Source organism: Streptomyces sp. HUAS MG56, assembly GCF_058673395.1.
This window is the reverse complement of record NZ_CM178722.1, coordinates 5,621,666-5,634,068: the sequence shown is the minus strand read 5'-3', so window position 1 is coordinate 5,634,068 and position 12,403 is coordinate 5,621,666. Positions and strand designations below refer to the sequence as shown.

Annotated in this window: 15 protein-coding genes; 11 read left to right on the top strand and 4 right to left on the bottom strand. The window is 73.1% G+C overall.

What is annotated here, in order from left to right; genetic code table 11:
* The first annotated feature begins 12 nt into the window (after window positions 1-12).
* From AC4OXY_RS26680 to AC4OXY_RS26645, 8 genes are all read left to right on the top strand, one after another.
* Window positions 13-291 carry an SHOCT domain-containing protein gene (locus AC4OXY_RS26680; RefSeq protein ID WP_356026150.1) on the top strand — a complete coding sequence of 93 codons (279 nt, stop codon included), beginning with the start codon at window positions 13-15 and terminating at the stop codon, window positions 289-291.
* Window positions 288-899 carry a sulfocyanin-like copper-binding protein gene (locus AC4OXY_RS26675; RefSeq protein ID WP_491991183.1) on the top strand — a complete coding sequence of 204 codons (612 nt, stop codon included), beginning with the start codon at window positions 288-290 and terminating at the stop codon, window positions 897-899. Before AC4OXY_RS26680 ends, AC4OXY_RS26675 begins: the two co-directional genes overlap by 4 nt.
* 148 nt (window positions 900-1,047) lie before the next feature.
* Complete coding sequence (locus tag AC4OXY_RS26670; protein ID WP_356026146.1) at window positions 1,048-1,446, top strand: BlaI/MecI/CopY family transcriptional regulator; 399 nt, start codon at window positions 1,048-1,050, stop codon at window positions 1,444-1,446.
* A 3-nt stretch (window positions 1,447-1,449) separates the two neighbouring features.
* Entirely contained in the window at window positions 1,450-1,806 is a 357-nt protein-coding gene (locus AC4OXY_RS26665) for a M48 family metalloprotease (RefSeq protein ID WP_491991182.1), read from the top strand.
* Between the two features lie 34 nt (window positions 1,807-1,840).
* Window positions 1,841-2,092, top strand: coding sequence for a hypothetical protein (locus tag AC4OXY_RS26660; protein WP_376287977.1), 252 nt, complete (start codon window positions 1,841-1,843; stop codon window positions 2,090-2,092).
* A 222-nt stretch (window positions 2,093-2,314) separates the two neighbouring features.
* A complete protein-coding gene (locus AC4OXY_RS26655; RefSeq protein ID WP_491991181.1) occupies window positions 2,315-2,452 on the top strand; it encodes a hypothetical protein in 138 nt (45 codons plus the stop codon).
* A 31-nt stretch (window positions 2,453-2,483) separates the two neighbouring features.
* Window positions 2,484-3,434 carry a M56 family metallopeptidase gene (locus tag AC4OXY_RS26650; RefSeq protein WP_491991180.1) on the top strand — a complete coding sequence of 317 codons (951 nt, stop codon included), beginning with the start codon at window positions 2,484-2,486 and terminating at the stop codon, window positions 3,432-3,434.
* 136 nt (window positions 3,435-3,570) lie between these two features.
* The gene (locus AC4OXY_RS26645) at window positions 3,571-4,485 is read left to right on the top strand and encodes an amidohydrolase family protein (protein WP_491991179.1); all 915 of its coding nucleotides are present in this window, start codon (window positions 3,571-3,573) and stop codon (window positions 4,483-4,485) included.
* 33 nt (window positions 4,486-4,518) lie between these two features.
* Here the strand turns inward: AC4OXY_RS26645 and AC4OXY_RS26640 are convergent, their stop codons facing one another.
* Complete coding sequence (locus AC4OXY_RS26640; protein ID WP_356026133.1) at window positions 4,519-5,328, bottom strand: TrmB family transcriptional regulator; 810 nt, start codon at window positions 5,326-5,328, stop codon at window positions 4,519-4,521.
* Window positions 5,329-5,602: 274 nt separating this feature from the next.
* On the opposite strand from AC4OXY_RS26640, the gene AC4OXY_RS26635 reads away from it, so the two are divergent.
* A complete protein-coding gene (locus AC4OXY_RS26635) occupies window positions 5,603-6,862 on the top strand; it encodes a S53 family peptidase (RefSeq protein ID WP_356026131.1) in 1,260 nt (419 codons plus the stop codon).
* Between the two features lie 186 nt (window positions 6,863-7,048).
* Here AC4OXY_RS26635 and AC4OXY_RS26630 read toward each other — a convergent pair whose 3' ends face one another.
* Together AC4OXY_RS26630 and AC4OXY_RS26625 are read right to left on the bottom strand one after the other, a co-directional pair.
* Complete coding sequence (locus AC4OXY_RS26630) at window positions 7,049-8,131, bottom strand: sugar ABC transporter substrate-binding protein (protein WP_376287973.1); 1,083 nt, start codon at window positions 8,129-8,131, stop codon at window positions 7,049-7,051.
* 142 nt (window positions 8,132-8,273) lie between these two features.
* Window positions 8,274-8,963: a peroxiredoxin-like family protein gene (locus AC4OXY_RS26625; protein WP_491991178.1), complete on the bottom strand. Its 690-nt coding sequence runs from the start codon at window positions 8,961-8,963 to the stop codon at window positions 8,274-8,276.
* A 132-nt stretch (window positions 8,964-9,095) separates the two neighbouring features.
* Between AC4OXY_RS26625 and AC4OXY_RS26620 the strand changes: the two genes are divergently transcribed.
* Together AC4OXY_RS26620 and AC4OXY_RS26615 are read left to right on the top strand one after the other, a co-directional pair.
* A complete protein-coding gene (locus tag AC4OXY_RS26620; protein WP_376287971.1) occupies window positions 9,096-9,692 on the top strand; it encodes a TetR/AcrR family transcriptional regulator in 597 nt (198 codons plus the stop codon).
* A gap of 62 nt (window positions 9,693-9,754) precedes the next feature.
* Window positions 9,755-10,990 (top strand): glycosyltransferase, encoded by a 1,236-nt coding sequence (locus AC4OXY_RS26615; protein ID WP_491991177.1) that lies wholly within the window; start codon window positions 9,755-9,757, stop codon window positions 10,988-10,990.
* A 63-nt stretch (window positions 10,991-11,053) separates the two neighbouring features.
* On the opposite strand, the gene AC4OXY_RS26610 is transcribed toward AC4OXY_RS26615, so the two are convergent.
* Window positions 11,054-12,382 carry a C1 family peptidase gene (locus AC4OXY_RS26610; RefSeq protein ID WP_356026119.1) on the bottom strand — a complete coding sequence of 443 codons (1,329 nt, stop codon included), beginning with the start codon at window positions 12,380-12,382 and terminating at the stop codon, window positions 11,054-11,056.
* Between the last annotated feature and the right edge of the window lie 21 nt (window positions 12,383-12,403).

The following is a 12,403-nucleotide window of genomic DNA, read 5'->3' as shown; positions in this document are numbered from 1 at the left end:
GAAGTGATCGGCATGATGTGGTACGACGGCGGCTGGGGCTGGGGCGGCTGGATCGTCATGACGGTGTTCATGGTGCTGTTCTGGGCCGTCGTGCTCGTCGGGCTCCTGGCACTCGTGCGCCACCTCGCCGGTTCCCGTCATCATCAGCAGCCGGGCTCGCCTCCACCGCCCGGCGAGGGCGGGTGGCAGGAGCGGCGGGCCGAGAACCTGCTCGCCGAGCGGTTCGCACGCGGGGAGATCGACGAGGACGAGTACAAACGCCGGCTCGCGGTGCTTCGGGAGCACCGATGACTCCGCGTCGCCGCCGAGAGGTGTGGACGGCGCTCGCCATCGCCGCCGCGGCCTTGGTCCTGGGCATCGCCACGACGGGCCTGATGGCCGCGTCCGGCGCCTTCCACAGGGCGGGGCCGGCCTCCTGGAGAGCGCAGAGCACACGCTGTACGGCACCGGCCGCGAAAGGCAGTGCGGTCGACGTGACCGTATGGGACACGGGACGCATGATGCGGGGCCCGGACGGGCCCGCGCCGAACAACGGCCACCCCGGTTGGTACGGCATGGGCATGATGCGCCTGGCGGCCCGCCCCATGACCGTTCCGGCGGGCAGGGTGACCGTGCGGGTGGTCAATGCGGGAGCCCTCACGCACGAGGTGATCGTGTTGCCGCTGCCGGCGGGCCGGGCTGCCGGAGAACGTGCCATCGGCTCCGACGGCCGGGTGTCGGAGGCGGGCAGTCTCGGCGAGGCGTCCCGCACCTGTGGCGCGGGTGCCGGAGAGGTCATCGCCTCGGGTGCGGCGGCCTGGACCACGGTGACGCTGCGACCGGGCCGCTATGAGCTGCTGTGCAATGTCCCGGGCCACTACGCGGCCGGGATGTACGCGGAACTGGACGTCACCCGCTGAGGGTTCGGCCGCCGTCTCCACCGGGCGCGGGCTTGCCGCTGTACCGGGTAGGGGCACCGCGTCTGCCCTTCACTGTTTTTCTACGTCTCGTAGTAGCTTGAACGGGGCGAAGACGCGGCTTGCTGGAACAGGCAGAGGGAGGTGCTGGATGACCGGCGGTGCTGACGGCCGGAAGGAGTCCCGGCGCCGTGCGCGGGGAGAGCTGGAGGGACAGGTGCTTGCGGCCCTGTGGGCGGCCGGCGGGCCGGCGACGGCTGTCGTGGTGCACGAGAACCTGGGCGACGACGGCACGGCCCACACCACCGTCCTCACCATCCTGACGCGGCTGTGCGACAAGGGGCTGGTGACCCGGCGGCGCGAGGGGCGCAGTTACGTGTACACACCCGTGGACGACCGGCCGGGGATGGCCGCCGCCGGAATGCACTCGCTGCTCGACGACGGTGGAGACCGCGCCGTGGTACTGGCCCGGTTCGTGTCGGATCTGTCGGCGGAGGACGAGCGTCTGCTGGAGCAGTTGCTGCACGGTGACGGCCCCCTGCGGGGGTGAGGCGTGTTCTGGCCCGTCCCGATGCATCTGCCGCTGCTGGTGAGCGCGGCGCCGGCGCTGGTGGCGGCGCAGGGGCCGTGGTCGGTGAGCGTGCTCGCGGCGGAGGACCCGGTGAACCGGAAGGTCGCCGCGGTGTGCGCCGGGGTGGGGCCGGCCGTGGTGGCCGGTGTGACGGTGGCGTCCTGGCGGCGGGGACGAGCGCTGGTCGACGCCTGGCGGGAGTGCCGGGACAGCGCGGGGGGGGGCGGGGAGCTCGCGGTGGTCGACGATCCCGTCCCTGCGGCCTTCGCCGTGCTCGGCGTGCCGGGGCGCGTGGTGGTCTCCTCCGGGATGCTGCGGCTCCTGGACGCGCGCATCTGACGGCCATGATCGATCCGTTGCTGCGACCGATCCCTTGCTGCGACCGCTGGAGCGGTCGGCGGACGAGGAGGCGGGGGCCGAGGTGGCGGACCGGCGCCTGGTGGCGCGGGCCATCGCACGGGCGGCAGGACTCGAACTGCACCGCTCCGCTCCCGGCCCGGTGACCGCCATCGCCGCCACGCCCGGACGGCGGCGGCTGAGCCTGGCCGTCGCAGGTGCGGCGGCCACGGTGTCGCCGGGCATCGCCGTCCCGCTCGCCTGCACCGAAGCCCCCGCGCACCTGTAGTGCGGTGAGGGCCGGGCCGAGGGCGCCGTCGGGGTGAGCAACGGGCCGCCCGCGTCGCCGAGTTCGCGGCGGGGCGGCGGCGCGCCGCTTCCGGCTTCGGCGCGTCCGGGGATGTAGCAGGCGTTACACCCGCCCTGCGGGCGCATGGCACACTCGGACGACGGCGGCACGGACGCGGCCGTGGAAGTGGAAGCGGAAGCCGAACGGGAGGACGGTGGATCCATGAGTGCCCCTGCACGCGGACGCGGCCCCCGGCGGTCCGGCCCGGTGCGCGAGGCCGTCCTCACCTGCGTACCGTCCGTCCCCCGCGCCGAGTCGCCGCGCCGGCTGCTCGGCCCCGACCAGCACCCCGGCCGGTAGGACCGGCGGGAACCGGAAGAGGCCGCCCGGAATGCGCGTCGCCGTCTATGTGCCGCTGCTGCTCTCGCTCGTCGCCCCGCTCGGCGCACGCCCGCTGGCCGAACGCTGTGAGCCCCGCCTCGCCACCTGGCTGCTCACGGCCTCGGCCCTCGTGCTCGGCACGGCGAGCACGATCTCCCTGGGCCTGCTGGCCGTGACCGGTCTGATCCGCGTCCCGCGCCTCGCGGCCCTGGGCCACTGGTCGGCCGCCACCGCCCGGCACGACGACCCCGCCGCGCTGCCCGTCGCGCTGCTCGCCGGACTGCTGCTGGGCGTCGCCGTGCTCATGGCCGCCCGGATGCTGTGGCGCCGGACCCGGTCACTGGCCTCCGCCGCGTGGGACGCCGCCTGCATGCCCGCGCGCGAAGGTCTGGTCGTCCTCCCCGACGACGCCCCGGACGCCTTCGCCCTGCCCGGACTGCCCGGCCGGGTCGTCGTCTCCACCGGCATGCTGCGCACCCTGGACGAGACCGAACACGGCATCCTGCTCGCCCACGAACGCGCCCATCTGACCGCCCACCACTACGCGTTCGTCGCCCTCGCCCAGTTCGGCGCCGCCGCCAACCCGGTCCTGCGCCCCCTCGCGACGGCCGTCACCTACACGATCGAGCGCTGGGCCGACGAGAGCGCGGCCGCCCAGGCGGGCGACCGCAGGCGGGTCGCCCGTACGGTCGGCAAGGCGGCACTCGCCGCCCTCCGCGCCCCGGCCCCCGCCCACGCCGCCGGTACAACCCTCGGCATCCTCGGCATCCTCGGCCGCCGCGGCCCGCTCGCCTCCGCGGGCCCGGTCCCCCGCCGCGTCGCCGCCCTCCTGGCCCCGCCACTGGGACGCCACCCGGCTCTCACCGCCGCCACCGCGGCCGTCCTCACCGCCACGGCCCTCACCACCGCCGAAGCCGCCCACGACCTCCACCTCCTGCTCCGCACAGTCGGCGCCTGGTAAGGACCCATAAGCCGGAGGCCGGCCACGGCTCCGACCCAGCAACCCGGCCCAGCCCGGACCGATCCGGCCGACCGATCCCGCCCCGCCGCCCGAAAGGGGTGGACCCGCGCCGTCGCCGCGGCCGATCGTGAGCGGTATGGACGATCACCGCGACGCACCCGCCACGCCCGCTGACGCCACCGAAGCCGCCGAAGTCCGCCGTTTCTGGACCGGGCTCGGCCTTCCCGGGCTGGTCGACGTGCACACGCACTTCATGCCCGAGCGTGTCCTGCACAAGGTCTGGGACTACTTCGACACGAACGGACCGCTGATCGGCGGGCTGGAGTGGCCCATCACCTACCGGACGCAGGAGGCCGAACGCGCCGGTCTGCTGCGGGAGTTCGGCCTCCGGGCCTTCACCGCGATGCTCTACCCGCACAAGCCCGGCATGGCCCGGTGGCTGAACGACTGGGCGGCCGGCTTCGCCCGCCTCACCCCCGGCTGTCTGCACACCGCGACCCTCTACCCCGAGCCGGGCGTCGAGACGTACGTCCGCGAGGCCGTCGAGGCGGGCGCGCGCGTGTTCAAGGCACATGTGCAGGTGGGCGGTTACGACCCCGCCGACGAGCTGCTCCGGCCGGTCTGGGGGCTGCTGGCCGAGGCGCGGATCCCCGTGGTCGTCCACTGCGGCTCCGGACCCGCGCCCGGCAAACACACCGGTCCCGAGCCGATCGCCCGGGTGCTGGCGCGGCATCCGGGACTGCGGCTGGTCGTCGCGCATCTGGGGATGCCCGAGTACGAGGAGTTCCTCGGCCTCGCCGAGCGGTACGACCAGGTGCGGCTGGACACGACGATGGCGTTCACCGACTTCACCGAGGCATTCCTGCCGTTCCCCCGCCGCGCCCTGCCCCGGCTCGCCGCACTCGGCGACCGCGTCCTGCTCGGCACCGACTTCCCCAACCTCCCCTACCCCTACGTCCACCAGCTCCACGCCCTGGAACGCCTGGACCTGGGGCAGCACTGGCTGCGGGCCGTGTGCCACGACAACGCGGCACGGCTCTTCGGGCTCTGAGTCCCCCCTCCCTGAACAGCGGGGATTCCCGGCTCAGCCGGGGACGTCGCCGGGGGTGGCGTCCTTCCACACCGTGTCGAAGGCCAGGCGCAGACAGGTCGCGAGGGCGGGGTGCTCGATGAAGAGGGTGGTGGTGGAGCCGGCGGCCACCGGGTCGGGCATGTCGCACAGGACGAGGGAGGCGTCGGCGATGACGAGCTTCAGCGGCAGGTCGGGGGCGAAGCGGGCCTCCTCGCCGGCGGCGGCGAAGCGCCGTACGTGCTCCATGGTCTCGGGGTCGTCCCGGGCCTCGTCGAGGTAGAGGGCGCGCACGGTGCCGCCCGCCCGGTGGAGCCGGCGCACCACCGCGATGCCCTCCGTGTTCTCGGCGGGGGCCACGAACGGCGGTTTGCAGAAGGTGAGCAGCTCGTGCCGGGCCTGCCGCTGGATGTCGGCGAAGCGCTCGGCGATCGCCTTCGGGTCGCGCAGGATCTCGATGTAGTCCAGCGGGTCGGTGTGCTCCCGGCCCTGGGACCACAGCGGTTGCAGGACACCGGCCAGCCCCTGCGAGACCCGCTCCAGCCGGTCGACGGACTCCCGCTGCACGGCCATCAGCCGGGCGACGGCCAGTTCGGGCGTGACGGCGGAGTACGTGGCGACGCGGCCGGGATGGGCGGTGACCAACTGGCGTCGTACGAGCCCGTCCAGCACGTCGTACACGCGCTGGCGCGGCACGTCGGCCTCGCGGGCCGCCTCGGCGGCCGTGTAGGAACCACGCCTGATGAGCGCCAGGTAGACCCGCGCCTCGTACCGGGCGAGGCCCAGCGACATCAGGTCGTTGACCGTTGCATCTTCCAGCTCCATGGCTGCACAAGGTACCCGCCGCAGCCGAGGAGTTGAGGGCAAGGTTTTACCAATCGCCCCTGTTCTCTTCGGCAAATGTTCCATAACCTCGTCAACAGCCACCACTGACCGGGGTGGCACGACCGACAGCATGCCCGGAAGCGGGCTCCTCCACGGCACACCCCCAACGGAAAGCGCTTGTCATGCACTCGCCACCTCGCTGAGGCGGGTGCCACCGCAGCGCTTCCGCCCCGCCGTCGCGGAGCCCATCCATCCCCCCACGGAGGGCAGTTCATTGCATTCGCATCGCAGAAGGAATCCGATACGCCGCGGCATACCCGCCCTGCTGTCCGCAGCGGCCCTGATCACCGGCGGTTTCGTCGCCTCGCAGTCGGCGGCCTTCGCGACCACGACCACCTCTTCTTCCACGGCCTCCTCCGCCGCCACCACGGTGCACACCCACCGGCTCTGCTCGCAGCCGAGCAAGCCCGGCTACATGGCCTGTCAGGCGGAGGTCCGCACCGACCTGAAGACCCAGAAGTCCCTCGGCCGCCACGACACCCCCAAGGGCTTCGGCCCGGCCGACCTCCAGGCCGCCTACAACCTGCCCAAGGACGGCGGCAAGGGCGCGACCGTCGCGATCGTCGACGCCAACGACGACCCGAACGCCGAGAAGGACCTGGCGGCCTACCGCTCGCAGTACGGCCTGCCGGAGTGCAGCACCGGCAACGGCTGCTTCAAGAAGATCGACCAGGACGGCGGCTCCAACTACCCGACGGCCGACGCGGGTTGGGCGGGCGAGATCTCCCTCGACGTCGACATGGTCAGCGCCGCCTGCCCGCAGTGCCACATCCTGCTCGTCGAGGCCAAGTCCGCCAACATGGACGACCTCGGCGCGGCCGTGAACCAGGCCGTCAAGCAGGGCGCCAAGTACGTCTCCAACAGCTACGGCGGCGGCGAGGACACCAGCGACACCAAGGCGGACGACCAGTACTTCAAGCACCCCGGTGTCGCCATCACCGTCAGCTCCGGCGACAGCGGCTACGGCGTCGAGTACCCGGCCGCCTCCCCGTACGTGACCGCCGTCGGCGGCACCTCGCTCAAGAAGGACAGCAGCACCCGCGGCTGGTCCGAGTCGGTGTGGGGCACCTCCGCCGGCGGTGACGGGGCGGGCTCGGGCTGCTCGCAGTACGAGGCCAAGCCGTCCTGGCAGAAGGACACCGACTGCGCCAAGCGCAGCGTCGCCGACGTCGCCGCGGTCGCCGACCCGGCCACCGGCCTCGCCGTCTACGACACCTACCAGGCGAGCGGCTGGAACGTGTACGGCGGCACCAGCGCCTCCGCGCCGTTCATCGCCGGCGTCTACGCCCTCGCGGGCGCCCCGGGCTCCGGTGACACCCCGGCGTCCTACCCCTACGCCCACCCGGACAAGCTGAACGACGTCACCAGCGGCGCCAACGGGTCCTGCTCGAACTACCTGTGCAAGGCGGGCACGGGCTACGACGGTCCGACCGGCCTCGGCACCCCGAACGGCGTCTCGGCCTTCACCAAGTGACACCCGAGAGCTGAGCATCGGCGAGAAGGGCCCGGCACGCCATGTGCCGGGCCCTTCCCCTGTGTCCGGCACTCGGTGAACGAACCCGCGTCCCGCGTGAGCGCGGGCCCGCCCGATGCCCGTGCCGGCTGAGCGGCACCACATCGAGCGAGCAGGCCGGAATCTCCCTGTCCCAGGGAGAGCAGGTCAATTCAGCCCGATCGCGGCGCAGTCCGCCGCGTACGCCGGGGTGCAGATGTCCTTGACCGTGTAGACACCGTCCGCGATCACGGTCTCCTTGACGGTGTCCCGGGTGAGGGCGACGACCGGCACGAGCCGCGCGGGGATGTTCTTCTCCGTCGGGCTGTCGACCGTGTCCCGGGTCAGCGCGTCGAACTGGATGTCCTTGCCCTGGACCTTGTCCACCGCCAGCTGCGCGGCGTCGGTGGCCTCGTCCAGGAACGACTTGTACACGGTCATGTACTGCTCGCCCGAGACGACCCGCTGCACCGCGTCCAGGTTCGCGTCCTGCCCGGTCACCGGCGGCACCTGCGTCGCGCCCGCCGCCTTCAGCGCGTCGATGACCGCGCCCGCCATGCCGTCGTTCGCCGAGTAGACGGCGGCGATGTTCGCCAGCCCCACCGACCGGATCGTCTTCCTCATGTTCGCCCCGGCCACCGCGGGCGACCACTTGTCGGTGTCGTACTGCCGGACGATGTCGACCTGGCCCTGGAGTTCGCCGAGCGCGCCCTTCTTGAGCAGGGCCGTGTTCGGGTCGGCCGGGTCGCCGTTCATCACGACGACCTTGCTGCTCGCCGCCTTCGGTCCGAGCGCCTTGACGATCGCGCGGGCCTGCACCTGGCCGACGAGTTCGTTGTCGTGGGAGACGTACGCGTCGACCGGCCCCTGGGCGAGCCGGTCGTACGCGATGACCGGTATCCCCGCGTCCTTGGCCTTCTGCACGTCCGGCGCGACGGCCCTGGCGTCCAGGGCGTCCACCAGGATGACGTCGACCTTGCGGGCCACCATCTGCCGGAACTGCCGGCTCTGCGTGGCCGTGCTGGCCTCGGCGTTGGCGTAGACGACCTTGCCCTTGCCGTTCGTGAGGGCGGCGACCTCCTTCGCGATGATGGGGTGGTCGAACTTCTCGAAGCGTGCCGTGTCCTTGTCGGGCAGGAGCAGCCCCACCGTGATGCCGTCGCCCTTCGCCGAGGGCGTGGAGCTGTCGCTCCCGCCGCCGCCGAGGGCGCCGCACGCGGTGAGGGCGAGGGCCGAGGCGGAGGCGGTCACGGCAACTGCGAGACGGCGCGGGGGAGTTCCGTGGGGGGTCGGAGCGTTCACTGCAGGTGCCTTCCGGAATCAGGGAGCATCTGGGAACCCAGGTGGCGGAAGCAAACGCGGAAACGGCCCGGAACGTCAAGACGTCAGGACATCACGATAGTTGAGCCGCGTCGCCGCTGACGCCGCCGGCGAGGGCGTCGAGGGCGGTGAGGACGTCGGCGGGCTCGGCACGCCTGGTGTAGTCGGTGTCCACGAACGCCCAGCGGACGACGCCGTCGCGGTCGATGACGTACGTGGCGGGCAGCGGCAGGGTCCGGGCGTGGCCGCCGTTGACCCACTGGAGGTCGAAGCCGAACGCGTCGTAGACGGCGGCCAGTTCGTCGGTCAGGTCGAAGGCGAGGCCGTAGCGCGCGGCGGTGTCCGAGCCGAGGTCGCTGAGCACGTCGAAGGCCAGCTCGTGCTTCTCGGTCAGGGTGAGGGACTCGTCGGGGATCTGCGGGGAGACGGCCACGAGGCGGGCGCCGCGCGCGGCGATGGCGTCGTGGTGCCGCTGGAGGGCGCGCAGGGCGAGGTTGCAGTAAGGGCACCAGGCGCCCCGGTAGAAGGTCAGCACGACCGGGCCCGCGGCCAGCAGCTCGTCCAGGGCGACGGCCCGGCCGGTCGCGGAGGGCAGGGTGAAGCGGGGTGCGTCGGCGCCCGCGGACAGGGCGCGGTCGGCCTGCCCGGACGCGGCGAGCTCCTGGGCCGCGCGCCGCATGACCTCCCGGTGCTCGGCCGGGACCTCGGGGTAGCGGGACTCGAAGGAGGCGCGCAGGGCGCTCAGTTCGGCGTCGAGACTCATGGTGGGTGCCTTTCGTCCGGTGCCCGTCGCGGAAGATCTCGGAAGATCTCGGAACGACCGTTCCAAGTTCGCTTCAGCCTAGCGGGCGACGGGCGTATCTTGGAACCCTCGTTTCAGGATGATGAGGGAACCATGCCGGACATCAAGCACTTCGACCCGGACACGGCCCTGGACACGGTGGTACGGCTGTTCTGGCGCCAGGGCGTCGCCTCGACCGGGATCCAGGACGTCGTGTCCGCGACCGGCCTCAACCGCTCCAGCCTGTACGCGACCTTCGGCGGCAAGCAGGACCTCTACCTCGCCGCGCTGCGGCGCTACGTCGAGACCCACTCCGCGCCGGCGTTCCGGGGCCTCGCCGAGGACGGGCGGGGGCTGCCGGCCGTCGCCGCGTTCTTCGCCGGACTGATCGAGGTGCGCTGCTCGGGGCCGTACGCCCGGTGGGGCTGCATGGCCGTGAACGCGCACGCCGGCGCCGAGAACGGCGACGCGGAGGTCCGCCGCGTCCTCGAAGACCACCACCGCCGGCTGCGGGACGCCCTGCTCGCCGCCCTGCGCACCGCCCGGACCCTGGGACAGCTGTCCGCGACGACCGATCTCGACACCGCCGCCGAGCTGCTGGCCGTGCTCGCCTACGGGGTCAACCTGCGCTCCCGCACCGGCGCCGACCCCGCCGACCTGCGCCGGACGGTGTCCGCGGCACTGGCGCCCCTCGGCGGTGAGCCCGCCTGAGAGCCTGAAGCGCGAGGTCGCGAGCCGCTTACACCCGTGCCCTCGGCGGGCAGAATCGAGGTATGCGGGTTCTCGTCGTCACCGCCGGTTCGCGGGGGGACGTCGCGCCGTTCACGGGGCTGGGGCGGCGGCTGCTCGCGGCTGGGCACGAGGTCACCCTGGCCGCCCATGCCCCGTTCACGGCGCTGGTCGAGGCGTGCGGTCTCGCCTGCCGGGCGCTGCCGGGAGATCCGCAGGAGCTGATCCGCTCCCGGGACCGGACGGTCGCCCCGGCCGAGGCCCGGGCGGTGATGACGACGTTCCTGGACGACCTCGCCTCGGGCGTGGTGGACGCCGTGGCGGGCGGCGCCGATCTGCTGCTGACCGCCTTCGGCCCGTCGGCGTTCAGCCGGGCGGCGGGAGAGGCGTTCGGCGTCCCGGTGCTCGGCACGTATCTCGCCCCGGCCTTCGCCACCAGGGAGTTTCCACTGCCCGGCGCCGCGGCGGCCGACGCCGACCTGGGGCCGGAGGCCAACCTCGCCGCCGGCTGGGCGGTGCTCCGGCGCGGGGACCTGCTCTTCGCGGACGCCGCGGCCCGGCTGCGCGACCGCCTCGGCCTGCCCGCCGGACGACCGCCGGCACCGGGGCGGCCGTCGGCACCGCTCGCCCACCGGGGGCCGGTCCTGCACGGCTTCAGCCCGCTGGTGGTGCCGCGCCCCGCGGACTGGCCGTCCGGGGTCGGCGTGGCGGGCTACTGGTGGCCCTCCCGGCCGCGGGACTGGCGGCCGCCCGCCGGACTGGTCGACTTCCTCCAGGCCGGCCCGGCCCCGGTGTTCGTCGGCTTCGGCAGCATGGCGCCCGGGGAGGGCGAGCGGCTCGGCGCCCTGGTGGCCGCCGCGGCGCGGCGGGCCGGGGTGCGCGCGGTGGTGCAGGCGGAGTGGGCCGGGCCGAGCGGAGCGGGCGACGACGTCCTGGCCGTCGGCGACCTGCCCCACGACTGGCTGTTCCCCCGCACGGCCGCCGTGGTCCACCACGCCGGGGCGGGCACCACGGGAGCCGGGCTGCGGGCCGGGGTCCCCGCCGTACCGGTCCCGTTCATGGCGGACCAGCCGTTCTGGGCTGCGCGCCTGCACCGGCTGGGCGTCGCCCCCCGGCCGCTGCCGTACCCCGACCTCACCGCCGAGAGCCTGGCCGCCGCGATCACGGCGGCCGCCGCCGAGCCGCTCCGCCACCGCGCGGCGGCCATCGCCCGCCTGATGGCGACGGAGGACGGCGCCGGCGCGGTCCTGACCCGCATCTCCGAGGGCTTCGCCCCTTGACCTCCGTGACCGAAAGGCGCCCCCCGTTCCGCGAACGGCGCCCCTCGGTCGGCCCGCGCGGTGTCAGTCGGCCAGGGCGCCCATCGGGTCCCAGGCGGGGAGGACGATCGGGGGCTCGTCCAGGGCGGCGGCCAGGTGCGGGGGCAGGGCGGAGCGGCGGGCCGCGATCTCGAAGACGTGCTCGTCGAACCACGAGTCGTTCATGGTCCAAAAGCCCCGGTCGGCCTTCTCCTCGCCCCAGCTGTTCTCCACCCGCCAGCGGCGCGGGCCGCCGTCCACCACGTCGACGCCGGTGAACAGCATCGCGTGGGTCATCTGCGTGTCGTGGTGCAGCAGCCGGTCGGCCTTGTCCATGGTGAACGGGGCGTCGTAGACCGCCGCGTAGTCGAAGAGGGCGGCGTCCCAGACGCCCGCGTCCGAGCGCATCATCTTGGCCACGTCGCAGCCGAACCACACCGGCTCGCCGCCGGTGATCGACTCCATGGCCAGCCGCTTCAGCAGCTCCATCCCGACGTTGAGATAGACCACCGGCGGGCCGTCCACGACATTGCCGAGGTACTCGACGGTGAACGTACGGCCGACCGGGCTCGACGCGCGCGGGTCGTGCACCAGGCAGACGTACTCCTCCAGCGGGAGGTCCACGTAGGAGGCGGCGAACTCGGCCGGGGTGAGCCAGCCGTCGCGGTGGAACTCCTTGTCCTTGTCCTCCCACTGCCACAGGAACCGCTGCGGGGGCGTGCCGAGGTGGATGCCGAGCACGCGGTGGACGGCGGCCAGCACCTCCCGCTTGAGCTCCCGCTGCGCCTCGGCCCCCTCGCCGGCCTGCCCGCGCAGATCACGGGCGCCCTGGCGGAGCAGGGTCTTCAGGGCCCGGTTCATCGCCCGGGTCGCCGAGGAGCTGTCGGTCTCCGGCATGGCCGACTTGGGCACCAGGCCGTGCTTGGCGATCAGCGCCACGAACATGTTCCACTGTCCGCCGTCGCTGATCGGGTCCTCCAGCAGGTGCGCGACCGTACGGTCGTCGACCTCCCGGTCCGAGGTCTCTATGACCGCCTCCAGGAAGTGGTTCGCGCGCTCGAACTTGTCCCACCAGAGCAGGTAGTTCTGGGAGAACTCGAAGTCCTTCACGCCCAGCTTCCGCGCGGCGCCGACCCGCAGCAGATTGAGCCCGGCGAACATCCAACAGCGGCCGCTCTGCTTCTGGTTGGTGGCTTTCCAGTCGTCCAGGTGGTGGGAGACGGAGTGGTCGATGCCGGTCAGGATCCGCCGGTCCAGGGCGACGTCGTCCACCGGCGTCTGGGTGACGGCGTTCTGCATCAGCCGGTTCACCGGCCGGGCGGCGAACTCCTTGTCGAAGGACTCAAGTTGATCCGGGGTCAGGCTGCGGTCCATGCTCCTCACCGTCGCACGGCC

Bases quoted from the DNA above. Each gene is read 5' to 3' on its own strand.
- AC4OXY_RS26680 (WP_356026150.1), top strand. From the start codon at position 13: ATGATGTGGTACGACGGCGGCTGGGGCTGGGGCGGCTGGATCGTCATG.
- AC4OXY_RS26675 (WP_491991183.1), top strand. From the start codon at position 288: ATGACTCCGCGTCGCCGCCGAGAGGTGTGGACGGCGCTCGCCATCGCC.
- AC4OXY_RS26670 (WP_356026146.1), top strand. From the start codon at position 1,048: ATGACCGGCGGTGCTGACGGCCGGAAGGAGTCCCGGCGCCGTGCGCGG.
- AC4OXY_RS26655 (WP_491991181.1), top strand. From the start codon at position 2,315: ATGAGTGCCCCTGCACGCGGACGCGGCCCCCGGCGGTCCGGCCCGGTG.
- AC4OXY_RS26650 (WP_491991180.1), top strand. From the start codon at position 2,484: ATGCGCGTCGCCGTCTATGTGCCGCTGCTGCTCTCGCTCGTCGCCCCG.
- AC4OXY_RS26645 (WP_491991179.1), top strand. From the start codon at position 3,571: ATGGACGATCACCGCGACGCACCCGCCACGCCCGCTGACGCCACCGAA.
- AC4OXY_RS26640 (WP_356026133.1), bottom strand. From the start codon at position 5,328: ATGGAGCTGGAAGATGCAACGGTCAACGACCTGATGTCGCTGGGCCTC.
- AC4OXY_RS26625 (WP_491991178.1), bottom strand. From the start codon at position 8,963: ATGAGTCTCGACGCCGAACTGAGCGCCCTGCGCGCCTCCTTCGAGTCC.
- AC4OXY_RS26620 (WP_376287971.1), top strand. From the start codon at position 9,096: ATGCCGGACATCAAGCACTTCGACCCGGACACGGCCCTGGACACGGTG.
- AC4OXY_RS26615 (WP_491991177.1), top strand. From the start codon at position 9,755: ATGCGGGTTCTCGTCGTCACCGCCGGTTCGCGGGGGGACGTCGCGCCG.
- AC4OXY_RS26610 (WP_356026119.1), bottom strand. From the start codon at position 12,382: ATGGACCGCAGCCTGACCCCGGATCAACTTGAGTCCTTCGACAAGGAG.